This is a genomic window from Herbaspirillum sp. GCM10030257, assembly GCF_042666555.1.
Taxonomy (GTDB): domain Bacteria; phylum Pseudomonadota; class Gammaproteobacteria; order Burkholderiales; family Burkholderiaceae_D; genus Noviherbaspirillum.
Genome location: NZ_JBHTDH010000006.1, coordinates 88,268 through 110,991, shown reverse-complemented (window position 1 = coordinate 110,991; position 22,724 = coordinate 88,268). Strand labels below are relative to the sequence as shown.

At 59.2% G+C, this 22,724-nt stretch carries 22 protein-coding genes and 1 riboswitch; of the genes, 17 read left to right on the top strand and 5 right to left on the bottom strand.

Features of this window, described 5'->3' with window-relative positions; translation table 11 throughout:
• Positions 1–90: 90 nt before the first annotated feature.
• The 3 genes from ACFQUU_RS11280 to ACFQUU_RS11270 all read left to right on the top strand — a co-directional run bounded on the left by ACFQUU_RS11280 (position 91) and on the right by ACFQUU_RS11270 (position 2,740).
• Positions 91–1,191, top strand: a complete 1,101-nt coding sequence (locus ACFQUU_RS11280) for a DUF748 domain-containing protein (protein WP_382247036.1) — start codon at positions 91–93, stop codon at positions 1,189–1,191.
• Positions 1,192–1,374: 183 nt separating this feature from the next.
• A riboswitch (cyclic di-GMP riboswitch) is annotated at positions 1,375–1,463 on the top strand.
• Positions 1,464–1,522: 59 nt separating this feature from the next.
• Positions 1,523–1,840 (top strand): hypothetical protein, encoded by a 318-nt coding sequence (locus ACFQUU_RS11275; protein ID WP_382247033.1) that lies wholly within the window; start codon positions 1,523–1,525, stop codon positions 1,838–1,840.
• A gap of 141 nt (positions 1,841–1,981) precedes the next feature.
• Positions 1,982–2,740 (top strand): phytanoyl-CoA dioxygenase family protein, encoded by a 759-nt coding sequence (locus ACFQUU_RS11270; protein ID WP_382247030.1) that lies wholly within the window; start codon positions 1,982–1,984, stop codon positions 2,738–2,740.
• 79 nt (positions 2,741–2,819) lie between these two features.
• Here the strand turns inward: ACFQUU_RS11270 and ACFQUU_RS11265 are convergent, their stop codons facing one another.
• Positions 2,820–3,509, bottom strand: coding sequence for an ArsR/SmtB family transcription factor (locus tag ACFQUU_RS11265; protein ID WP_382247027.1), 690 nt, complete (start codon positions 3,507–3,509; stop codon positions 2,820–2,822).
• A gap of 84 nt (positions 3,510–3,593) precedes the next feature.
• Here ACFQUU_RS11265 and ACFQUU_RS11260 point away from each other — a divergent pair, with 84 nt between their 5' ends.
• Both ACFQUU_RS11260 and ACFQUU_RS11255 read left to right on the top strand, forming a co-directional pair.
• Positions 3,594–4,145 (top strand): antibiotic biosynthesis monooxygenase family protein, encoded by a 552-nt coding sequence (locus ACFQUU_RS11260; protein ID WP_382247024.1) that lies wholly within the window; start codon positions 3,594–3,596, stop codon positions 4,143–4,145.
• A 31-nt stretch (positions 4,146–4,176) separates the two neighbouring features.
• On the top strand, positions 4,177–5,307 hold the full coding sequence (locus ACFQUU_RS11255) for a cytochrome P450 (protein WP_382247021.1): 1,131 nt from the start codon (positions 4,177–4,179) through the stop codon (positions 5,305–5,307).
• A gap of 32 nt (positions 5,308–5,339) precedes the next feature.
• On the opposite strand, the gene ACFQUU_RS11250 is transcribed toward ACFQUU_RS11255, so the two are convergent.
• From ACFQUU_RS11250 to mobA, 4 genes are all read right to left on the bottom strand, one after another.
• Positions 5,340–5,690: a hypothetical protein gene (locus ACFQUU_RS11250; protein WP_382247018.1), complete on the bottom strand. Its 351-nt coding sequence runs from the start codon at positions 5,688–5,690 to the stop codon at positions 5,340–5,342.
• Complete coding sequence (gene lon / locus ACFQUU_RS11245) at positions 5,687–8,056, bottom strand: endopeptidase La (protein ID WP_382247446.1); 2,370 nt, start codon at positions 8,054–8,056, stop codon at positions 5,687–5,689. The genes ACFQUU_RS11250 and lon overlap by 4 nt, the downstream gene beginning before the upstream one ends.
• A 359-nt stretch (positions 8,057–8,415) precedes the next feature.
• Complete coding sequence (glp, locus tag ACFQUU_RS11240; protein ID WP_382247015.1) at positions 8,416–9,696, bottom strand: gephyrin-like molybdotransferase Glp; 1,281 nt, start codon at positions 9,694–9,696, stop codon at positions 8,416–8,418.
• A gap of 4 nt (positions 9,697–9,700) precedes the next feature.
• Positions 9,701–10,300 (bottom strand): molybdenum cofactor guanylyltransferase MobA, encoded by a 600-nt coding sequence (mobA, locus tag ACFQUU_RS11235; RefSeq protein WP_382247012.1) that lies wholly within the window; start codon positions 10,298–10,300, stop codon positions 9,701–9,703.
• A 175-nt stretch (positions 10,301–10,475) separates the two neighbouring features.
• On the opposite strand from mobA, the gene apbC reads away from it, so the two are divergent.
• The 12 genes from apbC to ACFQUU_RS11175 all read left to right on the top strand — a co-directional run bounded on the left by apbC (position 10,476) and on the right by ACFQUU_RS11175 (position 22,688).
• Positions 10,476–11,564 carry an iron-sulfur cluster carrier protein ApbC gene (apbC, locus tag ACFQUU_RS11230; RefSeq protein WP_382247010.1) on the top strand — a complete coding sequence of 363 codons (1,089 nt, stop codon included), beginning with the start codon at positions 10,476–10,478 and terminating at the stop codon, positions 11,562–11,564.
• Between the two features lie 314 nt (positions 11,565–11,878).
• Complete coding sequence (locus ACFQUU_RS11225; RefSeq protein WP_382247007.1) at positions 11,879–12,397, top strand: DUF3305 domain-containing protein; 519 nt, start codon at positions 11,879–11,881, stop codon at positions 12,395–12,397.
• On the top strand, positions 12,387–12,932 hold the full coding sequence (locus ACFQUU_RS11220) for a DUF3306 domain-containing protein (protein WP_382247004.1): 546 nt from the start codon (positions 12,387–12,389) through the stop codon (positions 12,930–12,932). The genes ACFQUU_RS11225 and ACFQUU_RS11220 overlap by 11 nt, the downstream gene beginning before the upstream one ends.
• On the top strand, positions 12,916–15,012 hold the full coding sequence (locus ACFQUU_RS11215; RefSeq protein ID WP_382247001.1) for a 4Fe-4S binding protein: 2,097 nt from the start codon (positions 12,916–12,918) through the stop codon (positions 15,010–15,012). Before ACFQUU_RS11220 ends, ACFQUU_RS11215 begins: the two co-directional genes overlap by 17 nt.
• A gap of 84 nt (positions 15,013–15,096) precedes the next feature.
• Positions 15,097–15,711: a molecular chaperone gene (locus tag ACFQUU_RS11210; RefSeq protein ID WP_382247444.1), complete on the top strand. Its 615-nt coding sequence runs from the start codon at positions 15,097–15,099 to the stop codon at positions 15,709–15,711.
• 188 nt (positions 15,712–15,899) lie between these two features.
• The gene (locus ACFQUU_RS11205) at positions 15,900–16,097 is read left to right on the top strand and encodes a hypothetical protein (RefSeq protein WP_382246998.1); all 198 of its coding nucleotides are present in this window, start codon (positions 15,900–15,902) and stop codon (positions 16,095–16,097) included.
• Positions 16,098–16,115: 18 nt separating this feature from the next.
• Positions 16,116–19,076, top strand: a complete 2,961-nt coding sequence (locus ACFQUU_RS11200; protein ID WP_382246995.1) for a formate dehydrogenase subunit alpha — start codon at positions 16,116–16,118, stop codon at positions 19,074–19,076.
• Positions 19,077–19,088: 12 nt separating this feature from the next.
• Positions 19,089–19,715: a formate dehydrogenase FDH3 subunit beta gene (gene fdh3B / locus ACFQUU_RS11195; RefSeq protein ID WP_382246992.1), complete on the top strand. Its 627-nt coding sequence runs from the start codon at positions 19,089–19,091 to the stop codon at positions 19,713–19,715.
• Positions 19,712–19,948 carry a hypothetical protein gene (locus ACFQUU_RS11190; protein WP_382246989.1) on the top strand — a complete coding sequence of 79 codons (237 nt, stop codon included), beginning with the start codon at positions 19,712–19,714 and terminating at the stop codon, positions 19,946–19,948. The genes fdh3B and ACFQUU_RS11190 overlap by 4 nt, the downstream gene beginning before the upstream one ends.
• Positions 19,949–20,148: 200 nt before the next feature.
• Entirely contained in the window at positions 20,149–21,309 is a 1,161-nt protein-coding gene (locus ACFQUU_RS11185) for a formate dehydrogenase subunit gamma (RefSeq protein WP_382246987.1), read from the top strand.
• 40 nt (positions 21,310–21,349) lie between these two features.
• Positions 21,350–21,793, top strand: a complete 444-nt coding sequence (locus ACFQUU_RS11180) for a hypothetical protein (protein WP_382246984.1) — start codon at positions 21,350–21,352, stop codon at positions 21,791–21,793.
• Between the two features lie 52 nt (positions 21,794–21,845).
• Complete coding sequence (locus tag ACFQUU_RS11175; RefSeq protein WP_382246981.1) at positions 21,846–22,688, top strand: formate dehydrogenase accessory sulfurtransferase FdhD; 843 nt, start codon at positions 21,846–21,848, stop codon at positions 22,686–22,688.
• The last annotated feature ends 36 nt before the right edge of the window (positions 22,689–22,724 follow it).

The following is a 22,724-nucleotide window of genomic DNA, read 5'->3' as shown; positions in this document are numbered from 1 at the left end:
GGCATACTGTGCCGACGCAGATCAGAACAGGAACCGGCGCGCTACGGTTGACTCGATAAGTAAGCATGCAAGCGGGCCGGTATGAGGGAGATGAACAAAAAAACCTATCAGCGCGTGGCTGTCGCCACGCTTGCCGTGCTGAGCCTGCTTGCCATCGCGGCCTTTGCGGGATTGCATGTCGCCACCAAGGTATTGAAGGAACAGGTGCTTCAGGCACTCGGACCGGATAGCGAAGTCGCCGAGGTGCTCGTCGGCTGGTCAGCGGTCGAGGTGCGCGGTATACGTATCGCCAGTCCCAAGGGATGGCCGGTGGCGGATGCCTTGCGGGCAGACCGGGTGGTGATCGAGCCGGATCTGATCGGCCTGTTTTCTGCGCGCGTGCATGTACGCCGTATCACGGTCGACCGTGCCTATGTCTCAGTGTTGCGCTCCCGCGACGGCAAGCTGCGGGTGTTGCCCAGCCTGCTTGAAAAATCTGCGCAAGCGGGGCAGCCGGCATCCGCCGGCACCCCGATTTCCATCGGCCTTATCGAACTGCGTCAGGGCGAGCTTGAATTCTATGACGCGACTGTCCGCCAGCCGGCGCACAAAACCCGGATCGAGCAAATGCATGCACGGATTGATGACCTGCACCTGCCGGCGCTTTCAGGCCGTACCCGCATCCAACTTGACGGTTCGATCAAGGGCGTGAAGCGCAACGGCAAATTGCTGATCGACGGCTGGGCCGAAATCGCTGACCGGAACTCCGAAATCACTACCAAGCTGCAGGGGGTGGATCTGATCGCACTGCAGCCTTACCTGATCAAGGCCTCGGAAACCGGTGTGCGACGCGGGACGCTGGACCTGAAACTGAAGTCGACCGTGCGCAGCAACCGTCTGCATGCGCCAGGCACCGTGACATTGACGGGACTGGAACTGGCGCCGGCGGGTGGTGCCTTCGGCACTTTCATGGGTGTACCACGCCAGGCGGTCATTGCCAGCTTGAAGAACCGTCACGACCAGATCCGTATCGATTTCAGCCTGGATGGCAATCTCGATGATCCGCGATTTTCGCTTAATGACAGCATCAACCGGCGTATCGGCACCGCAGTGGCCGAGAGTCTCGGCATCAGCCTGGAAGGCTTGACGCAGGGTGTCGGTACCGCTGCCCAAGGCTTGGGTGGAATGGTAAAAAAATTGTTCAAGCCTTAGCCCGACACCAGAAACCCGCCCTGACATCCTTCTCTTTCCTCTTGCAGGCATGCTCAAAATATTGCCTGCAAGACACAAATTCGCAAACTGCTATACTTTCGTCAACTTGAAGGTTTTCACTACGGCGCTGGTTCTTTACCTGTGATCTGTTAAAGAGCAATGTGGTTGCGCTAAAACCCTTCCATCACCGCGGGGCAAACCGGTCGAAAGACCGGGACGCAAAGCTTCCGGCCTAACAGAGGATTTCCTCTCACGGTAGCGGGGCCGCCTTCCGAAGCGAAGCCAAGCCTCTACCTTTGGCATGCCTTGCATAGTTCTATTGTGAGCCGACATGTCCAAAGCCAGCATTGCCCTGTTTTTCGTTTCCGCACTGATGACCTCCCCGGTATTGGCGTCATGCGGCTTTGTGCAATCCGGCGATACGATGACCATCGTCGTCGGCGGCAACACCTCTTCCTGCTTTTCTTCGGAATTCCGCGAAGCCTTCAAGGCTAATATTCAGGCGGCACTCGGTGAAAGCGATGCTGTCGTGGCCGGGCAAAAGAAACCTTTCGATCATCGCACCCGCAATGGCAACAAGCTGTGGGCGCTGGCCGAACGCCATCATCAGGCGACTGCCGGCGGCCGGTATTTCGGCCAGGGTCGATAGAGCTATTTTAGTCAATACCACGTAGATTCTTTTCCATGGATCGACGGCCGGCGTTCGCTCAGATCGCCAATTTGCCATCAAAGTTGTCCCCAAAACTGTGGTTTTTGCGCTAACGTAGAGTACCTCAGGAGGATATGCGGCATGTCGCTTTCAGCAGCACAGATTGAACAGTTCAGGACGGATGGCTACTTGGTTTTCAGGAAGCTGGCATCACCAGCGGCTTGCGCAAGCATGCTGGCCGTAACGCAGGCGCATCTGCAGCAAGCGCTGGCGCCGGTCGAATACGAAGCCGAAGTCGGTTACGCCGGCGCGCCCGCTTCGCTTGATGCACCGGGTGGCCGGACCGTGCGCCGGCTGCGTGCCGCGTACCAGCGCGATCCGTCGTTTCGCGCATGGGCCGAAGATCCTCGTCTCATTGAATGGTTGCGCGAACTGCTCGGCGAACCGGTGTGCCTGACGCTGGCACACCACAATTGCGTGATGACCAAGCACCCCAACTTCGGCACCGCGACGGGCTGGCATCGCGATATCCGTTACTGGTCGTTTACCCGTAATGAATTGATCTCGGTCTGGCTGGCGCTCGGCAGCGAAAAGGAAGCCAACGGCGCACTGAAGGTGATTCCTGGTTCCCACCGGCTGGACATCAAGCGCTCCCAACTCGACGAGCTCGATTTCCTGCGGCCGGATGTGCAAGAGAACCAGGCGATCTTTGCCGGCGGGTCGACGGTGGAACTGGAACAGGGAGATGTGCTGTTCTTCCACAGCGGTCTGTTCCATGCAGCGGGAAAAAATAATGGCGCTGCAGTGAAGAATTCAGTGGTGTTTGCCTATCGTGGCGAAAGTAATCTTCCCCTTGCCGGAAGCCGCTCGGCGCAAGCAGGCGACGTCTGCCTGGGATAGACATTATCGACTACGTCAGTGAACTCCGTAGCCATGGGGCGGGCCTCGCCTGATGCACCGGCGGGTCCGCTGTCATGCGCTACAACCGTATCCCAAACACGTCCTTCAGACCCGTGCTCCCGACCGGCGTCAATTGCAGCACCCTCGCCTGCTGTCCGCGCAACAACCATTTTTCATCCAGCATGCGTTGCAACAGCGCGGCACCCAGTGCGCCGCCAAGATGGAACTGACGTTCGCTCCAGTCGAGACAACCGCAGGCGAACTGACGCTTTGTTCCTCGCAATGCTGACAAGTCCATGCCAAGCCGGGCGAAGGCCTTTTCACCCTTTGCGGAAACGTCAAAGTTTTTTTCGCTGCGCGTCAGCAGGGCTTTCTGCTCCATCTGCATGAGCAGGCTGACAGCCAGTTCTCCAGCGAGATGGTCATAACAAGTACGGGCAAAACGCATGGCCGGTGGTGTACCGCGCGAGGCCGGCACTGGTTTCAGCGCGGGACGCGGGGCAATCGCCGCCAGCGACTCCAGCGCCACGCCAACCGTATGGCTGGCAAGCCGGTAGTAGCGGTGCCGCCCCTGGGTTTCCACCTGCAGCAATTCCGCTTCGACCAACTTGGACAAGTGGCCGCTGGCGGATTGCGCCGAGACATTGGCCGCAAAGGCAAGCTCGCCAGCGGGTCGGGCTCGACCATCGATCAGTTGCCATAACATCGCGGCGCGCGCCGGTTCGCCGAGCAGGGCGGCGACCTTTGCAATCTGTACGGCGGATTCCATGCTTCACCTCAGGATGAAATATCGGAGAGGTCACCATCGTATCATTCCTCCATCAGCAACGGAGAATGGACAACGGAGGTCACCATGTATGCAGTCGTGTTTGAAGTATTGCCATCCGCCAGCGGTTATCAGCACTATCTGGATACGGCCGCCGCCCTGCGTCCGCGCCTTGATGAAATACCCGGCTTTGTGTCGATCGAACGCTTCTGCAGCATGACGCACTCTGGCTGGATACTTTCCCTGTCGCTCTGGCAAACCGAAGCCGCGCTGGTGCAATGGCGCAATCATGGCGAACACCATGCTGCCCAGGAAGCCGGACGGGCTTCAGTGTTCGACGACTATCGGCTACGTGTCGTACGCATGGTCGATGCCGGGACATCCCGAGCGGAAAACAGCCCGCTCCTTGTAATGCATGAACATCCTGCCAATCCCAGCATCCCATGCAACAAACGATTTGACAGTCTGGTTACTCCTGGCAAACACATCGACCTGTGGGAAACCGATGCGGCATCGGTCGAACAGCTTTTACCACCAGCCGCCTCGGAGCGTATCTGGTGCGCAAACGTACTGCGCGACTACGGCCTGTTCGACAGGCAGCAGGCACCACAACATTTTCCTGCCGTGACGCGCGGCTAACGTCTGATCAACAGTACAAACTGGAGAAAACATGGCAATCATGAGCAAGGTGTTATTCCTGCAATCCGAAGTCACCGATCCCTATCCCCTTTACGCAACGCGGCGTGCGCAGCAGCCTGTCAGCTGGAGTCCCGAAGACCACGTATGGGCGGTGTACGGCTACAACGAGTGTACGGCCTTGTTGCAGCATCCCGCTGCCATGATCCCGCCGCAACATACAGAAAAGAACCAGGCGCTCAACGAGGCGGCGCGCATGCTGGTCGCGCGGCTGGCACGTGTTGCCAATCCGCCAGTGCATCCGGTATTGCGCCAGTCAGTGATGGGTTTGCTTGCCCAGCTGCAGCCGCTTGCCATCGACGCCATGCTGTCGCGCCTGCTGGGTGCTTCAAAAGAAATCGATTGGGTCGATACGGTATGCCGCAAGCTGCCGGCAATGGCCGTCATGCAAGGGTTGGGATTTACCGAAGGCGACATCGCGTTGCTGCTTCCACAGACGGAACCACTGACAAAAGTCATGCTGCCCGAGAAGACGGCGGCACAAGCAAAGGAAGCCAGCGATGCTGCGGAGTCGGCACTGGCAATCGCCAGACGCCATATTCTTGCCCACCCCTTGCTTCGGACGCTGGCACAGGACCAGGATGCGCTCGACACGCATGCGGTCAACCTGATCGGCCTGCTTATCCAGAGCGTCGATGCAGGGCGTGGCTTGCTTGGCAATGCGATGCTGCAGGCGTTGCGGCATCTTTCGGCCGGAGCAACGCCCGACCGGAAAACCTGCGAGCAACTGGTGGTGGAAACCCTGCGTTTCGATCCGCCGATTCACAATACGCGCAGAATCATGGCGGACGATGTGCGTCTCGGGGGGCAAGTCTTGCAGCGAGGCGATGCGGTACTGGTGGTGATGGCGGCCGCCAATCGCGATCCGGCGGTCTTCGAACGCCCCGAGCAATTCGACCCCGTTCGCACAAACAACGACAAGCACTTGAGCTTCGGCACAGGCATCCATGAATGCGCTGCCCGGCATTTTTCCGTGGCGCTTGCCACACAGACGCTGGCTACACTATTTAGCCGCACGCGTGTGCGGCTCATGCCACAGGACATTGCGTATGCACCCATGGTCAATGCGCGCTTACCGCAGCGGATGATGCTGGCGCTTGGCTGAAGCGCAATTCAATCTCGACTGGACCCGGCAGCTCAGCGGATGAACGGCCCAAGCAGCAAACGGGCGACGCCAAACATCTGGTTCAGGAATTGGGATTGTGCTTCGCTGACCATGCGCTGGTAAGCGTCACGGTTGATCGAGCCTTCGCATTCCTGCGAGCTGAGCCTGCCATCCTGATAGCGCGTCTCATGCATTTTGACGTGTACCTGGCCGTCCTGCGAAAACACTTCCGTCGATGAATAGCGAAAGGTAACTAATCCGCTTGGCATAGTGAACGGAAATTGCTGCACCGGCGGCCATACGTCCTGGCGTACGGGTTCGCTGCGCTGTTGCGGTTGTGGTTGCAGTTGTTGCTGCGGTTGGTGATCGAGTTCCCACTTCATACGGTATCTCCAATGATCAGGTGACCGATGGCTTCATGCAGCGCATCGTCCACCGTTTCCAGCCAGACGAAGCGCAATCCCTTGCGCGCGGCTTCGGGAATATCGTCCATGTCCTTGCGATTGCGGGCCGGCAGCATGACGACCTTGATACCGGCCTGCAGCGCGGCGAGGACTTTTTCCTTGACGCCGCCCACCGGCAGCACCAGGCCGCGCAGGCTGATCTCGCCGGTCATCGCGCAATCGTGGCTGATCGGCTTGTCGCGCACCAGCGAAGCGAGCGCAACGTAAATCGCCACGCCGGCACTGGGCCCGTCCTTGGGCATTGCACCGGCAGGCACATGCACATGGATGTCATGTTTGTCGAAGACCTCGGGATCGACCTGGAGTTCAGCGGCGTGTGCCTTGACCAGCGTGAGTGCGGCCTGCGCACTTTCCTTCATGACATCGCCAAGCTGACCGGTGAGGATCAGCTTGCCGGAACCGGGCATGCGGCTGGCCTCGATGAACAGGATATCGCCGCCGGCCGGTGTCCACGCGAGCCCGGTGGCCACCCCCGACAGGCTGGTACGGAGAGCCAGCTCGCTTTCAAATTTTGCCGGTCCAAGGATGTCGACCAGATCGCCTGCATCGACCGTCACCTGCTGCGCCGATCCTTCTGCCACCCGCATTGCCACGTGCCGGAAGACATTGCCGATTTCGCGTTCGAGATTGCGCACACCGGCTTCACGTGTGTAGTCGTGAATCAAGGCGTCGATCGCGTCATCGGTGATCCGGCATTGTTCCGCTCGCAACCCATCAGCATCAAGTTGCCGGTGGATCAGATAACGGTGTGCAATCTGTTTTTTTTCCTCGGATGTATATCCAGGCAGATGCAGCACTTCCATCCTGTCCAGCAAGGGGCCGGGGATGGTGTCGAGCATGTTGGCCGTGCCGATGAACATCACCTTGGATAAATCGAAAGGCTGGGCCAGATAATTGTCGCGAAAACTGCCGTTCTGTTCCGGATCAAGCACTTCCAGCAACGCCGCGGCCGGGTCGCCATGCATGCCACCGCTGCCGAGCTTGTCCATCTCGTCGAGCATGACCACGCAGTTGTTGGTGCCGGCCTTACGCAACGCCTGGATGATATTGCCGGGCAATGCGCCGACATAGGTACGGCGGTGGCCGCGGATCTCGGCTTCGTCATGCACGCCGCCAAGGCTCACGCGGGCAAACTTGCGTCCGGTCGCACGGGCAATGCTCTGGCCGAGCGAGGTTTTGCCGACACCGGGTGGACCGACGAAACACAGGATGGGGCTCTTTCCTCCCGGATTAAGCTTGCGCACCGCGAGATGTTCGAGGATGCGGCGCTTGACCTTGAGCAGGCCGAAATGGTCTTCATCAAGAATATTGCGCGCGGCTGCAATATCGATGCGGTCTTCGCTGCTGATCGCCCAGGGCAATTCCGTCATCCATTCCAGATACGTGCAGAGCATCGAATATTCCGCTGCCGCTTCGGGCATGCGCTTGAGGCGCTGCAACTCCTTGCGGGCATGCGCTTCGACGTCTTGCGGCATTGCTGCGCGGGCAATGCCTTCGGAAAGCTTGTCGAGCTCGGCATTCACGCTTTCTGCTTCACCAAGTTCATCCTGGATGGTCTTGAGTTGCTCGCGCAGCAGGAACTCGCGCTGGCGGTCTTCCATTCTTTCCTTGGTCTGGGCGCTGATTTCCTCGGACAGGCGCAGCACTTCAAGGCGCGCGGACAATGCATCGAGCACCTTGTCTAGGCGCGCAGACAAGTCATCGGTTTCCAGGATTTCCTGTTTCTGTTGCAAGGGCAGGTCAACCAGTCCCGCAACAAAGTCGGCAAGCGCGGTAGCGGAGCCCATGTTCTGCGTTGCGGCAACCAGTTCGGCGGAGGCCTGCGGCAACAAATCAATGACTTCCGCGGTTAACTGCTTGAGGGGAATCATCCGTGCTTCGATGGCATTGCCGTCGTCGATAGAATCCTCGATCCGTTCGACACGCGCTACCAAAAATGGAAATCCTTCCAGGAATTCCAGCACGCGGATCCGCTGTTGCCCCTGGCATACGATGTAATGCCCACCCTCTTCGGAAGTGATATAGCGCATGATGCTGGCGGCCGTACCAACCTGGTACAACTCATCGGCACGTGGCGTGTCAACTTCAGAGTCGTGCTGCAGTAGCAAGCCGATCTCGCGATCGGTGCGCACCGCTTCCCGCGCCGCGGCGATCGACGCCTCGCGGCCCATGCTGATCGGCACGATCATGCCGGGAAAAAGCACGAGGTAACGCACCGGAATGATGACCATTGCATCGTGCGGCAATTTCGGCAGGATGGCGGGTGAGGACTTGATGTCCTCCATGGTCCTGGTGCTTTCGCCGCCCAGGCTCGCTTCGAGTATATGTATTTGCTCCGGCTTGATCATGTCACGTCCCAAGATTGGCCGGATACGGTCGTGCAGATGCACGGCGCTCTCGGCTGACTTGTTGGACATGGAAGGGCAGACCCTGTTCCTATGAAAGCCCGAATCCGGCAACTGACGACGCGAAGCTAAACCATTGTCAAACTAAGGAACGGAAAAGAGGCGGCATAGACGCGCAACGGGCTGTCATTGAAGGGCATTGAGCCGCCATCGATGCGATGAGAGGGGAAGACAGGAACATCGATTGCACCACTGCCAGCGCGCCGCAGCGGCGCATGAACGCAGTGGCACCAGCCTGCTTATACCAGGCCTTCGAACAGCAGGACGTCAACCGGATCACCGGCATTGACGCTGCCCTGTTCGTGATGCAGGACGACCATGCAGTTGGCTTCGGACATCGAACGCAGAATGCCGGATCCCTGTGCGCCCGTAATGCGCACGCGCTGCAGGCCATCCTCACCAACGGTCAGGATGCCGCGCTGATATTCGGTACGTCCGGGCTTCTTGCGGATCGCCGACTCGGACACGGCGCGCATCAGCGGCAATGGCGTATCATCCGCGCCCATCATGCGCAGCAGCGCCTGGCGGGCGAAGAAGTAAAAGGTCACCATCACCGCAACCGGATTGCCCGGCAAGCCGAACAGGTAAGCGCTCCTGCCATTCGAGGAAATCTTGCCGAATGCCATTGGGCGTCCGGGCCGCATGCCGATTTTCCAGAACGTCACATCGCCCAGCGTCGCCATCATTTGCTTTGTGTAATCGGCTTCACCGACCGATACACCGCCGGATGTGATCACGGCGTCGGCGTTTTCGCATGCGGTGCGGAATGCCTGTTCCAGAGAGGAAGGGTCGTCCCGGATCACACCCATGTCGACGATGTCGCAGCCAAGCCGTGTCAGCATGCCGTACAGCGTGTAGCGGTTGCTATCGTAGACACAACCGGCGTCCAACGGTTCGCCGATGGAACGCAGTTCATCGCCGGTCGAGAAAAAAGCGACACGCAAACGGCGCTGCACCGGCACTTCCGCAAAACCGAGCGACGCCAGCAGACCGAGATCGGCGGGACGCAGGCACTTGCCTTTGAATAATGCAGGCTTGCCCGCCATCAGGTCTTCGCCTTGCAGGCGCCGGTTGTCGCCGGTTTTGACGACGCCTGCAGGAATAGTCACCGCCGTGGCATTGGCAGCTTCGGTAAATTCCTGCGGCACCACGGTATCGCAGCGCGCCGGCATCGGTGCGCCGGTCATGATACGAATGCACTCGCCTTGATTCACCGCGCCATCGAAGCGCCCGCCCGCATGCACAGTGCCGACCACTTTCAGCACGGTCGGACCGTTTGTATCGAGATCCCCGCCGCAGACTGCATAACCGTCCATTGCCGAATTGTCATTCTGCGGCACATTGATCGGCGACACGATATCTTGCGCAAGAACCCGGTCAAGCGCCGAACGGATCGCGACTTTTTCCACAGCCTGCACGGGCGCGACCACATCGCGGATGATTTGCTGCGCTTGTGCGACGGGCACGGCATTCGGGTCGTAGCCCGACAGGCAGCTGATGACTTCTGAAAGGCTGGGCATGGGTTCAGGTATTTTCGAAGCGACGCAATTCGTCGAGGGTGTTGATGTTGCGGAAAGCGGTTTCGTCGGGAAACATGACTTCGACGAATTTGAGTGATCGGTACCACTTGTCGATCTTGCGCTCGCCCAATTGCAGGAAGGCAGTCAGGTTCGGCAGTACCGACGCTTTCATCAGGCAAAACACCGGATGCGGCTGGCGCCTGCCCTCTTCCTCGGTGACGGCAACCGCGAGGTCCGCATCGTTGTCGGTCAGTGCCCGGAACAGGCGTTCGACCAAATCCTGTGGCAGAAAAGGCGAGTCGCAGGGCGCCGTCACCAGGTAGTCGGTATCGCACTGCGACAGGCCCGTCTGCAAGCCGGCAAGCGGCCCTTCGAAACCCGTGAGCTGGTCGGGCCAGACCGGCAAGCCAAAACCCTCATACGGACCAAGGTTTCGATTGGCGTTGATCATCAGGGCGCCAACCTGCGGCGACAGGCGCATGATGACATGCAATACCATCGGCACGCCGCGGAAATTCTGCAGGCCCTTGTCCACGCTCCCCATGCGGGAGCCGCGGCCGCCGGCGAGGATCAGTCCGGTAATCTGTTGAGTATCGATCGTCATGGAAGCATTCATTGGAACTTCGTAGGGACGGTAGGGGACATTGTAAGTCGTGCATCGTTTATCTGTCGAACAGTCATGATAACGGCGTGGCACACTGGCAAGGCCGATCCGGAAAAACTTGCAAGCGCATCCGCTGCAATCTGGTTTAGACTTTGCGCATCTATGAGGAGAAGTAATGAGCATCTCGATTGAAACCGTCAAAGCCGCCTTGTCGCAAGTCATCGATCCCAATACCGGCAAGGATCTGGTCAGCTCCAAATCCGCCAAAAACATCCGTCTCGACGGCGCCGATGTCATGCTGGACGTCGAACTCGGCTATCCAGCCAAGAGCCAGCTGGACCTCATCCGCAAGGCCACCATTGCCGCAGTGCGCGGTGTCGAAGGCGCCGGCAATGTCAGCGTCAACGTGTATTCGAAGATCATTGCCCATACCGCACAGCGCGGCGTCAAGCTGATGCCCAATGTGAAGAACATCATTGCCGTGGCGTCCGGCAAGGGTGGGGTCGGCAAATCGACCACCGCCGTCAACCTGGCGCTCGCACTGGCCGCCGAAGGCGCCACCGTCGGCATCCTGGATGCTGATATCTACGGCCCCTCACAGCCGATGATGATGGGTATCAATGGGCGCCCGGAAACAGTGGACGGCAAAACCATGGAACCTCTGGAAAACCACGGGCTGCAGGTGTCGTCGATCGGGTTCATGATCGATCCGGACGAGCCCATGGTCTGGCGCGGCCCGATCGTCACGCAGGCGTTGCAGCAATTGCTCGAACAGACCAACTGGCGCGACCTGGATTACCTGATCGTCGACATGCCGCCGGGCACCGGCGATGTGCAGCTGACCTTGTCGCAGAAAGTGCCTGTTACCGGCGCGGTGATCGTCACCACACCGCAGGACATTGCGCTGCTGGATGCGCGCAAGGGTCTCAAGATGTTCGAGAAAGTTGGCATCCCCATCCTCGGCATTGTTGAAAACATGAGCATGCACATCTGCTCCAACTGCGGCCATGCCGAACCGATTTTCGGCCAGGGTGGCGGCGAGAAGATGTGCGCCGAATATGGTGTGGAGTTCCTCGGCGCGCTGCCGCTGACAATGTCGATCCGCGAGCAGACCGATTCGGGCAAGCCGACGGTCGTCGCCGATCCGGATGGCCAAGTGGCGGCGATTTACAAGACCATTGCGCGCAAGGTCGCCGTCAAGGTGGCAGAGAAAGCCAAGGACATGAGCAGCAAGTTCCCTAGTATCGTGATCAAGAACGACTGATGCGGGGTTCATGCGCGACCTGGTGCGGCGCAGCAAAACCCCGTCATTCTTTAGCCCTTCGCCTTTGATTCACTGAGCCACCGATTAACAGTGTGCCTCTACTGACATCTGCAACGCCCTTCCTCATTCGAAGGGCGTTCTTTTTTCATGCCGGATTTCAGCCATCCGGCCGATAACGCCGGGCGCTTCGAACTGCAGCAAATTTGTCTAACAGGCAACGTCTTGTAAACACTCGTGCACAAATCTGTTTTTTGGCGCAATATTGCACAATATGTTCTGATACATAACATAGGTGCAAAGCACCAGCGGAGTACATGGAGACAGATGCACTCAAGGTAGCCGTGGTGATGCAGCGCGTACCGCTTGCAAACCGTTGGCAACCCATCCAGTGGAAGCCGATAGAGATATCGGCAGATTCCGGTTTGCAAGACGGTGGCGGACGCTGTTTACGTAACGACGAGGCCGACGCGCGCTGGCTCTTCGGCGGCTACGAAGTCCGCCTCTATACCGACGAAGCCGAAGGGTATTTTCTTAACATCGATTCCCCCGCGCCCTGCTGGTTCATCATGTGGCGCCTTGAGGACATCGACGGCACCGAAGTCGCGGTACCCAAACAAGTCACCCTGTCCTACAATGAAGCCGCGCGGCTGATGGATGGCGGCGAACAGGTCGATACCCTGCCGGCCTCGCCGGACATCGTCGCGCATCTGGGCGCCTTCGTTCAGCAGCACTATCGTCCCGAAGTCAAAAAGAAGCGGCGCAAACCTTCGTTTGAAGGCGGCGCCGGCGTCGATCAGATGGCACGTGCCGAAGGAGGCAGCCATGGAAGCTGAAAGCTTCTTTGCGCGCTGGAGCAAACGCAATGCGGAAGCGGCTGAGGAAAAACAGGCCGCCATCGCAGTACCGGCATCTGTATCGGTATCGCAGCCGGTGACGGATGCGTTGCCGAAGCCGCCGCCGACCATTGAAGATGTCGCGACACTCACATCCGACTCCGACTTCACGCCGTTCGTCGCGCGTGGGGTCGATGAAAATGTGCGGCGCTCCGCCATGAAAAAACTGTTCACCGATCCACATTTCAATGTGATGGACGGCCTCGATGTTTATATCGAGGACTACAACAAATTCGATCCCATTCCACCCGCGATGCTGGCCGCGCTCAACCATGCGAAGGGATTGCTCGATCCGCTGTCGCAACTGGAGCATCCGTTGATGCGCCTGTTGCAGACACCGCCGCCGGCAGAGGAAGCGAGCGTGCAAGCAGAGCAGCTTGAACACAAAGCAGTCGATAACGAACTTGCATCATCCGACATCGACGATGACGTAGACAACACCCCGGACCAGGCTTCACATGACAACCCAGTTTAAAGTCTGCAGCTGTAACCAGACGATGCCGCTTGACGCGGCGGCAGGCGCAACACTTGGCGCCGCGCTTGACTGCAGCATTCATCCCGCGACGCAACTGTGCAGGCGCGAGGTCGGCGCTTATCTTGACAGCGTGCAATCACAAGGTGGCGATCAGCTGGTCGTCGGCTGTACGCAGGAACAGGCGCTATTTTCCGAGCTCGCAGAGCAAAAGCCGGCGGCCGCGCCGATCCGCTTCGTCAACTTGCGAGAAACCGGCGGCTGGGGCAAAGAGGCCAAGCAATCCCTGCCAAAAATGGCGGCACTGCTTGCCGACGCCGCATTGCCTGATCCAGAACCGGTGCCAACCGTCGAGTACGATTCCAGCGGCAACGTGCTGCTGGTCGGTCCCGCCGATCGCGTACTGCCTTGGGCAAAGCGATTGAGCAGCCAGCTCAGCGTGAATGTGTTGGTGACCTCCGGCAATGCGGACACGCTGCTTCAGGATCGCAATTATCCGACGTATTCCGGCACCGCCGTTCGTATCGATGGCTGGCTCGGCGCATTCAAGATCACCTGGCAGCAGGCCAACCCGATCGACCTGGAATTGTGCACGCGTTGCAATGCCTGCATTAACGCCTGTCCTGAAAATGCCATCGGCCTCGACTACCAGATCAACCTGGCTGCCTGTACCTCGCACCGCGACTGCGTGAAGGCTTGCGGTGCGATCGGTGCAATCGACTTCCAGCGCGAGGACACCGCGCGCAGCGGCGAATTTGATTTGGTGTTCGACTTGTCCGATCAGCCGTTGATTACACTGCATCAGCCGCCGCAGGGCTATTTCGCGCCCGGTGCCGACCCATTCAGGCAAACCGAACAGGCAATGCAGCTGACCCAGCTGGTCGGCGAGTTCAGCAAGCCCAAGTTTTTCGTCTACAAGGAAAAGATTTGCGCACACAGCCGCAACCAGACGGTCGGCTGCAATGCCTGCGTCGAAGTGTGCTCGGCAGAAGCGATTGCGCACAACGGCAATCACATCAAGGTCAATCCCAACCTGTGTGTCGGCTGCGGCGCCTGCACCACGGTCTGTCCGTCCGGCGCATTGAGCTATGCGTATCCACGTGCGTCCGATCTCGGCATACGGATCAAGACCTTGCTGTCCACGTATGCAAAAGCCGGCGGCAAACAGGCAGCATTGCTGTTGCATAACCAGGAACAGGGCGCGGATCTGATCAACCGTTTCGGCCGGCTGGCTGCCATCGGCTCGGTGCAAGGCATGCCTGCGCGCGTGATGCCGGTCGACCTGCATCATGTGGCATCGGTCGGCATGGAGTCCTGGCTGAGCGCACTGTGCTACGGCGCCACCAACGTGCTGGTGCTGAGCACCGGCGACGAAGCACCGCAATACCTGGACGCGCTGGAAGCGCAGATCGGGATTGCGCAAACGATCCTGTCGGGTCTAGGCTACCAGGGGCAGCATATTGTCTTGCTGCGCGCAACGACACCGGCGGAACTCGATGCCCAGTTGCACAAGCTGCAGCCGGCGCAGGTGCCTGCCATGCGCGCCACGTACAACATCGGTGCGGAAAAACGCAGCACGCTGGATTTTGCTTTCGAGCATTTGCTCAAGCATGCACCGGCAGCCAAGGAAGAGATTCCCCTGCCTGCTGGCGCGCCCTTCGGTCAGGTGAAAGTTAACGCTTCGGCCTGCACATTGTGCATGTCCTGTGTCGGCGCCTGCCCGGAATCGGCGCTGCTCGACAATCCCAATCTGCCGCAGTTGCGCTTCATTGAAAAGAATTGCGTGCAGTGCGGTCTGTGCGAAAAGACCTGTCCGGAAAACGCGATCAGCCTGTCGCCGCGCCTGCTGCTCAGTGATGCGGCCAGGCAGCCGGCCACGCTGAATGAGGCGCAGCCGTATCACTGTATCCGCTGCAGCAAACCGTTCGGCACCTTGCGCATGATCGAAACCATGGTGTCCAAGCTGTCGTTGCATGGCGCTTTCGCAGGCAATATCGACCGTTTGAAAATGTGCTCGGACTGCAGGGTGATCGACATGATGGAAAACAAGAAGGAAACGTCGATTCTGGAATTGAAGCGATAGATTTAAGCATTCATTGAAACGCTGATTCAAGCGTTCCGGCCTTGCAGCAATCGAATCACCAAGCAGGATGCAACCAAGCAAATGATGACCACTGCCCAGCCCCTGAAATTTGAAGCGCCCGACCAGGGCGAGGAAACCGCACGGGCCGACCTCTACGGCGTGCTGGCTTCGCTGTTCTATGCGCCGCCATCACAGCACATGCTGGAAACCATTGCCGCAGCGCCCAATGAGGGTGACGGTGTGTTGCAGCAGGCATGGGGAGAAGTCTCTGCTGCCTGTGCGTCGGCAAGCGCGGAACAGGTACGCGACGAATATGATTCGCTGTTCATCGGTGTTGGCAAACCCGAGATCATCCTGTACGGCTCGTATTACCTTGCGGGATTCATGATGGAAAAGCCGCTGGCTGCCTTGCGTACCGATCTTGCCCGCTTGGGACTGGAACGGGAGCAGCACGTCAGCGAGAGTGAAGACCATATCGCGACGCTATGTGAAGTCATGCGCTACCTGATTGCGTCAGACGACGTGACGCATGCCAACCTGGTGACGCAGAAGCAGTTTTTCGGGCAGCACCTGCAGCCTTGGGTTTCTCAATTGTGCGATGCAATCGAAGCCAATCCGCAGGCGGTCTTTTATGCGCCGGTCGCCCGGCTGGCAAAGGCGTTTTTTGAAGTAGAGATGCAGGCATTCGATATGGCATAAAACGCCTGTCCCCAGTTCGCCTGCGGAGTCTGGAATTGTCATTTATGCATGAACGTTTGCGGAATAATCAGTTTGTATAGACAAATTTTCCATTGCAATGCAATTCTCAAAAATTTGTGCTAACTTGAAGAAACAAAACAAAAAGTAGCAAGGATTGCATTTCATCCTACTACCATCAGGAGACAGATATGGCAGATCAAACCAAGATTGCCCGCCGGACTTTCTTCGCCGGCCTGGGTCTCGCAGCTGCTGCTGGCATTGCTGCAAAAATTTCCTCCAAAACCGCCATAACGGAAGTCACCGAAGCGGCTCCTTCCGAGCCGAAGGGTGACGGTTACCGCCTGACGGAACACGTTAAAAAGTATTACCGGACGACCACCATCTAACCGTCGAGGGAGACGATCATGCTGTTGACTCGCAAAGGCCAGTCAGGCCAGCGCTCGCCCAATCGTTTTACGTCCAGCCTGTCGGAAAGCTTGTCGCGCGCCTTGCCGACCATGGACCGCCGCACCTTCCTGAAGCGCTCGGGAATCGGCATCGGTGCAGGCATTGCTGCATCGCAGCTTAACCTGATCCAAAAAGCCCGCGCGGCAGATGGCAACAAGGCTGCCGGCGGCAAGATCGAAGTCAAGCGTACGGTCTGTACCCACTGTTCGGTCGGCTGTGCGGTTGATGCGGTCGTCGAAAACGGTGTCTGGGTCAGACAGGAGCCGGTGTTCGATTCACCGATCAACCTCGGCGCACATTGCGCGAAGGGTGCGGCGTTGCGCGAGCACGGACACGGCGAGTATCGTCTCAAATACCCGATGAAGCTGGTCAACGGCAAATATCAGCGTATCAGCTGGGACCAGGCACTCAACGAGATTTCCGCCAGGATGCTGGATATCCGGAAGACATCCGGTCCGGATTCGGTGTTTTTCGTTGGATCGTCCAAGCACAATAACGAGCAATCCGCGTTGCTGCGCAAGTTCGTATCTTTCTTCGGTACCAATAACACCGACCACCAGGCGCGCATCTGCCACTCGACTACGGTCGCCGGCGTCGCCAATACCTGGGGTTACGGTGCGATGACGAACAGCTACAACGATATGCAGAACGCCAAGGCGGTGATGTATATCGGCTCCAACGCTGCTGAAGCCCATCCGGTCTCGATGCTGCACATGCTGCACGCGAAGGAAACCGGCACCAAGATGATCGTGGTCGATCCCCGCTTTACCCGTACCGCAGCAAAGGCCGACCAGTACATCCGCATCCGTTCCGGTTCCGATATTCCTTACCTGTACGGCATGCTGTACCACATCTTCAAGAATGGCTGGGAAGACAAGCAGTACATCAATGACCGTGTCTACGGCATGGATAAGGTCAAAGAGGAAGTGATGAAGTGGACGCCGGACAAGGTGGAAGAGGCCTGCGGCGTGCCGGAAGCGGAAGTCTTCAAGGCGGCCGAGACCATGGCGAAAAACCGCCCGTCCTCGCTGGTCTGGTGCATGGGGCAGACCCAGCACTCGATCGGCAATGCGATGGTGCGTGCTTCCTGCCTGGTGCAATTGGCGCTGGGTAACGTTGGCGTCGCCGGTGGCGGAGCCAACATCTTCCGCGGCCATGACAACGTGCAGGGCGCGACCGACGTCGGCCCCAATCCCGATTCCCTGCCTGGCTACTACGGCCTGGCAACCGGTTCGTGGAAGCATTGGGCGGCCGTGTGGGGCGTTGACTATGAATGGATCAAGAAGCAGTTCGTGTCACAGGCAATGATGGAAAAGTCCGGCACCACGGTGTCGCGCTGGGTCGATGCGGTGATGGAAAAGAATGAACTGATCGACCAGGACAACAACGTCAAGGCGATGCTGTTCTGGGGCCATGCGCCGAACTCGCAGACACGCGGTTTGGACATGAAGAAGGCGCTCGACAAGCTCGACATGCTGGTCGTGATCGATCCCTATCCATCGGCCACCGCGGCGATGGCGGCCATGAAGGTCGACGGCCAGGAACTCAATCCCAATCGTGCGGTGTACCTGCTGCCGGCGGCCACGCAGTTCGAGACTTCCGGCTCGGTAACGGCGTCCAACCGCTCGCTGCAGTGGCGCGAGAAAGTGATCGAGCCGCTGTTCGAATCGCGCACCGACCACATGATCATGTATCAGCTGGCGGAAAAACTCGGCTTCGGCAAGGAGCTGGTTGCCAAGATCAAGCTGGTGCCGGGCAAGGGCGGCATGATGGAGCCGGAACCGGAAGACATGCTGCGCGAAATCAATCGCGGCACCTGGACCATCGGCTACACCGGCCAGTCGCCGGAGCGCTTGAAGGCGCACATGCGCAACATGCATTTGTTCGATGTGAAGACGCTGCGCTGCAAGGGCGGCAAGGACGCTGCAACCGGTTACGACATGACCGGCGATTACTTCGGCTTGCCCTGGCCCTGCTACGGCACGCCGGAACTCAAGCACCCGGGCACCCACATCCTGTACAACACCAACCAGCACATGATGGACGGTGGCGGCTGCTTCCGCGCCAACTTCGGCGTCGAGCGCGAAGGTATCAACCTGCTGGCGGAAGATGGTTCGCACTCGGCCGGCTCGGAGATTACGACCGGCTATCCGGAATTCGATCACGTACTGCTGAAGAAGCTGGGCTGGTGGGACGATCTGACCGACGCCGAAAAGAAAGCGGCCGAAGGCAAGAACTGGAAGACCGACCTGTCTGGTGGCATCCAGCGCGTCTGCATGAAGGTGCATGGCGTGCACCCGTTCGGCAACGCGAAGGCACGCGCGGTGGTGTGGAACTTCCCTGATCCCGTACCGCTGCATCGCGAGCCGCTGTATGGCACGCGCGCCGATCTGGTGGAGAAGTATCCGACGCACGACGACAAGAAGGGGTTCTGGCGCCTGCCGACGCTGTACAAGTCGTTGCAGCAAAAGAATGTCGAGACCAAGCTCTACGAAAAATTCCCGATCATCCTTACGTCGGGGCGACTGGTCGAATACGAGGGCGGTGGCGAAGAGACACGCTCCAATCCCTGGCTGGCCGAACTGCAACAGGACAACTTCGTCGAGATCAATCCGAAAGCGGCGGCAGACCGCGGCATTCGCAACGGCGACTATGTCATCGTGTCGACGCCGACCGGTGCCCGCCTCAAGGTCAAGGCCCTGGTGACGCCGCGTGTCGGTCCGGACACGGCGTTCATTCCCTTCCACTTTTCCGGCTGGTGGCAGGGCAAGGACATGCTCGAGTATTACCCGGAAGGTGCGGCGCCGGTGGTGCGCGGTGAAGCGGTGAATACGGCGACCACCTACGGCTACGACTCGGTGACCATGATGCAGGAAACCAAGACCACGATTTGCAACATCGAACGCTTTACTGCCTGACGGAGAGACGACATGGCACGAATGAAATTTATCTGCGACTCGGAGCGCTGCATCGAGTGCAACAGCTGCGTCACTGCCTGTAAGAACGAGCATGAAGTTCCATGGGGCGTGAACCGCCGGCGCGTGGTCACCATCAATGACGGCGTGATCGGCCAGGAAAAATCGATCTCGGTCGCCTGCATGCATTGTTCGGATGCGCCCTGCGCGGCGGTCTGCCCGGTCGACTGCTTCTATCGCACCGACGAAGGCGTGGTCCTGCACAACAAGGACACCTGCATCGGCTGCGGTTACTGCTCGTATGCCTGCCCGTTCGGCGCACCGCAATTCCCGTCCAGCGGCGAATTCGGCCTGCGCGGCAAGATGGACAAGTGCACGTTCTGCGCCGGCGGCCCGGAGGAAAACGGCTCCAAGGCCGAGTTCGACAAGTACGGCCGTAACCGCCTGTCCGAAGGCAAGCTGCCGGCCTGTGCGGAAATGTGCTCGACCAAGGCGCTGCTTGGCGGCGACGGCGATATGGTGGCGGACATCTTCCGTAACCGTGTCATGCGTCGCGGCAAGGGCAGCGAAGTCTGGGGCTGGGGCACTGCCTATGGCAAGGCACCGAATGGGGAAGTCAAGCCGGAAGGGAAGAAATCATGAGACTGGCATTGATACTGGCGGGATTGGCTGGTTCTGCAGCCTTGCTGGCGGGCTGCGGCGAAAACGATCAAATTATGAGCAAGGACACGACCAACCCCGGCGATGTCGCGCCGTGGAAAGGTCCAAAGAATGCTTATGTCGCCCCTGGCTGGTCGCCCGGCGATCAGAAAAGCTGGGAAAAGCAGCTGCAGACGCGCGGACAGACGCAGAATGAGTATGTGAAAGTGAATTGACGGCAGGCGAAACGATATTGGAGCAAGTATCTTCCCATCGCTGACCGGTCCCCTCCCCCATGCAGGGGGAGGGCTAGGGTAGTGCGGTCGAGTTATCTACGGTGTTGGCTCGACCAGCTTACCCCCATCCCAACCTTCCCCCTAAAAGGGGGAAGGAGCAGGCCGGTAGCAGGAATGCCCCTCAGTCAAAGGGAAACATCATGAACAAATGGATTACCGCCCTCACCCTGTCGACGATGCTGTCGGCCGGTATCGCGATCGCACAGGATGCCAAGGCGCCCGCCGCCCAACCGGTGCCGCCTCCCGCTTCCGCACCTGCGGCCACGGCGCCGTCCGCCGCGCCGAATGTGGAGTCGGTCGACATCCTCAAACAGAACCAGGCCGAACGCACGCGCGACCAGCCTGGCAACAACGCGCCGACCTGGCGCATCGTCAAGGAAGGCACGAACAATTATTCCAGCCTGCCCGGTGCGGAAATGGGCGTGCTAATCCAGCCCAAGGCACAATTTCTAGGCCAGGACCGGGCGGTCACCGCAGGCGAAGCATGGCGACAATACCGTAACGGCCCACTGACCACCTTCGGTGGCTGGCTGCTGGTCCTCGCCATCGTTGTGCTGGCGATCATCTACTTCGTCAAAGGCCAGGTGAAACTCAAGGAAGGGCGCACCGGCCGCCTGATCGAGCGCTTCACTTCGCTTGAGCGTATCTCGCACTGGACCGTGGCGATCACTTTCCTGGCGCTGGCGGTGTCGGGACTGATCCTTCTGTTCGGCAAATACATCTTGATGCCGGTGTTCGGCCACACGCTGTTTGGCTGGCTTGCCTATGCCTGCAAGAACATTCATAACTTTGTCGGCCCCTTGTTCTCGTTGTCGCTGATCGTGATGTTCGTCATCTATGTGAAGGACAACTTTCCGCAGCGCGGCGACGGCAAATGGCTGGTGCGGATGGGTGGGATGGTCGGCAAGGAACATGTCAGTGCGGGTCGCTTCAATGCCGGCGAAAAGCTCTGGTTCTGGGGCGGCGTCGTGCTGCTTGGCCTGATTGTCAGTGCGTCCGGCTTTGTGCTCAACATGCTGGTGCCCGGCATCCTTTACACGCGCGGCACCATGCAGATTGCCAACATCATTCACCTGATCGCCGCGGTACTGTTCGTTGCGATGTCGTTCGGACACATCTACCTCGGTACCATCGGCATGGAAGGCGCGTACGCCGCGATGCGTACCGGCTACGTTGACGATACCTGGGCCAAGGAACACCATGAGTTGTGGTACCGGCAGGTCGAAAGCGGTGAGATTCCGCGTGTGCGTACCCAGGAGAGGCCGGCCGATGCGCTGCCGGCCAGGCCATCAAAAGCCTGAAGTCAAAAATCTGGTCTGAAGGAAGGCAAGAGAGGACATCATGAAAAAAAGCTTTGCCCTGTTGATCGTACTGGCCTGCGGCGCTTCCGTCGTGCAGGCAAAACTGCCACCGCCAACGCCTGAAGCCAAGGCTGCCGCCGATGCCGCCAAGGACAAGACCGCCTGGAGCGACAAGGTCGCTGCCTACAAACTTTGCCAAGCACAGGATAAGATCGCTGAACAATATCTGAAGAGCAAGGAAGGGGCGAAGAAGCCGACCGTGGAAACCCCGCCATGCGCCGATCCCGGTCCTTATGTGCCGACGACCGCTGCGACGCCTGCCGCCGCGCCGGGTCCTGCAGCCGGAGGCACTACCGCCGCAGCCGCCGCGCCCTCGGGCACCCCCGCAAGCCCGCAGGCGAGTGTTGCTCCGGCCAATGCCCCGGCCAATGCCAATGCTCCGGCCAATACCAACGCAACGCCCGCCGCGCCTGCCAAGAAGTAAGAGCGGATTCGCTGATACACTCGTTGCTGTTCGCAGCAGAAAAGTCCGAAGCATGCCACGCCGTCCTCACCTGACCAATGCCGCCGCCCCTCTCACGCAGGAAGTCGAGGTGATGGATGAACGCGGCAGGTTGTCCACCATTTCAATTCCCTCCGAACGGCCGCTGACAGTCTATGTCGACAAGCGCGAGCTAGTGACGCTGATGACGCTGGGCAGCGCACCGGAAGCATTGACGCTCGGCTATCTGCGCAACCAGCGCCTGGTCAAGTCCATCGAAGATATTGAATCGGTCACGGTCGACTGGGAAGTCGATGCGGTCGCCGTCAAAACCTTTACCGGCATTGCCGACATCGAAGAACGTACCTCGAAAAAGGTGGTCACCACCGGCTGTGGCCAGGGCTCGGTATTCGGCGGCCTGATGGATGAGGTCGACAAGATTTCCCTGCCGGCCGAGGCAAGGCTGCGCCAGTCGACGCTCTACAAGATCGTCGATACCATCCGTACCCAGCAATCGATTTACAAACAGGCCGGCTCGGTGCATGGCTGCGCCCTGTTTTCTTCCGACGGCGACATGCTGTATTTCGTCGAGGATGTCGGACGCCACAACGCAGTCGATTCGATTGCGGGCCGCATGTGGCTCGACGATATCAGCGGGGGCGACAAGGTGTTTTACACAACCGGACGGCTGACTTCGGAGATGGTGATCAAGGGCGCGCAGATGGGCATTCCCTTCCTGCTGTCCCGCTCGGGCACCACGCAGATGGGCCATATGGTGGCCGAACGCCTGGGCATGACCCTGCTGGCGCGTTGCACCGGCAAGCATTTCCTGGCGCTGACCGGGCGCGATCGCCTGATCATGGAACCGCATCTGGCCGACGTGCTGCGGGTCGCCTGATGCCGGTACTTGCGGTATGCGCTGCCGGCAGGCGGT

Coding starts and splice junctions, on each gene's coding strand:
- ACFQUU_RS11265 (WP_382247027.1), bottom strand. CDS start 3,509: ATGGAATCCGCCGTACAGATTGCAAAGGTCGCCGCCCTGCTCGGCGAA.
- ACFQUU_RS11200 (WP_382246995.1), top strand. CDS start 16,116: ATGCTGTTGACTCGCAAAGGCCAGTCAGGCCAGCGCTCGCCCAATCGT.
- ACFQUU_RS11260 (WP_382247024.1), top strand. CDS start 3,594: ATGTATGCAGTCGTGTTTGAAGTATTGCCATCCGCCAGCGGTTATCAG.
- ACFQUU_RS11270 (WP_382247030.1), top strand. CDS start 1,982: ATGTCGCTTTCAGCAGCACAGATTGAACAGTTCAGGACGGATGGCTAC.
- lon (WP_382247446.1), bottom strand. CDS start 8,056: ATGGAGGACATCAAGTCCTCACCCGCCATCCTGCCGAAATTGCCGCAC.
- glp (WP_382247015.1), bottom strand. CDS start 9,696: ATGCCCAGCCTTTCAGAAGTCATCAGCTGCCTGTCGGGCTACGACCCG.
- ACFQUU_RS11210 (WP_382247444.1), top strand. CDS start 15,097: ATGACCACTGCCCAGCCCCTGAAATTTGAAGCGCCCGACCAGGGCGAG.
- ACFQUU_RS11205 (WP_382246998.1), top strand. CDS start 15,900: ATGGCAGATCAAACCAAGATTGCCCGCCGGACTTTCTTCGCCGGCCTG.
- mobA (WP_382247012.1), bottom strand. CDS start 10,300: ATGACGATCGATACTCAACAGATTACCGGACTGATCCTCGCCGGCGGC.
- apbC (WP_382247010.1), top strand. CDS start 10,476: ATGAGCATCTCGATTGAAACCGTCAAAGCCGCCTTGTCGCAAGTCATC.
- ACFQUU_RS11280 (WP_382247036.1), top strand. CDS start 91: ATGAACAAAAAAACCTATCAGCGCGTGGCTGTCGCCACGCTTGCCGTG.
- ACFQUU_RS11185 (WP_382246987.1), top strand. CDS start 20,149: ATGAACAAATGGATTACCGCCCTCACCCTGTCGACGATGCTGTCGGCC.
- ACFQUU_RS11250 (WP_382247018.1), bottom strand. CDS start 5,690: ATGAAGTGGGAACTCGATCACCAACCGCAGCAACAACTGCAACCACAA.
- ACFQUU_RS11180 (WP_382246984.1), top strand. CDS start 21,350: ATGAAAAAAAGCTTTGCCCTGTTGATCGTACTGGCCTGCGGCGCTTCC.
- ACFQUU_RS11220 (WP_382247004.1), top strand. CDS start 12,387: ATGGAAGCTGAAAGCTTCTTTGCGCGCTGGAGCAAACGCAATGCGGAA.
- ACFQUU_RS11190 (WP_382246989.1), top strand. CDS start 19,712: ATGAGACTGGCATTGATACTGGCGGGATTGGCTGGTTCTGCAGCCTTG.
- ACFQUU_RS11175 (WP_382246981.1), top strand. CDS start 21,846: ATGCCACGCCGTCCTCACCTGACCAATGCCGCCGCCCCTCTCACGCAG.
- ACFQUU_RS11215 (WP_382247001.1), top strand. CDS start 12,916: ATGACAACCCAGTTTAAAGTCTGCAGCTGTAACCAGACGATGCCGCTT.
- ACFQUU_RS11275 (WP_382247033.1), top strand. CDS start 1,523: ATGTCCAAAGCCAGCATTGCCCTGTTTTTCGTTTCCGCACTGATGACC.
- ACFQUU_RS11225 (WP_382247007.1), top strand. CDS start 11,879: ATGGAGACAGATGCACTCAAGGTAGCCGTGGTGATGCAGCGCGTACCG.
- ACFQUU_RS11255 (WP_382247021.1), top strand. CDS start 4,177: ATGGCAATCATGAGCAAGGTGTTATTCCTGCAATCCGAAGTCACCGAT.
- fdh3B (WP_382246992.1), top strand. CDS start 19,089: ATGGCACGAATGAAATTTATCTGCGACTCGGAGCGCTGCATCGAGTGC.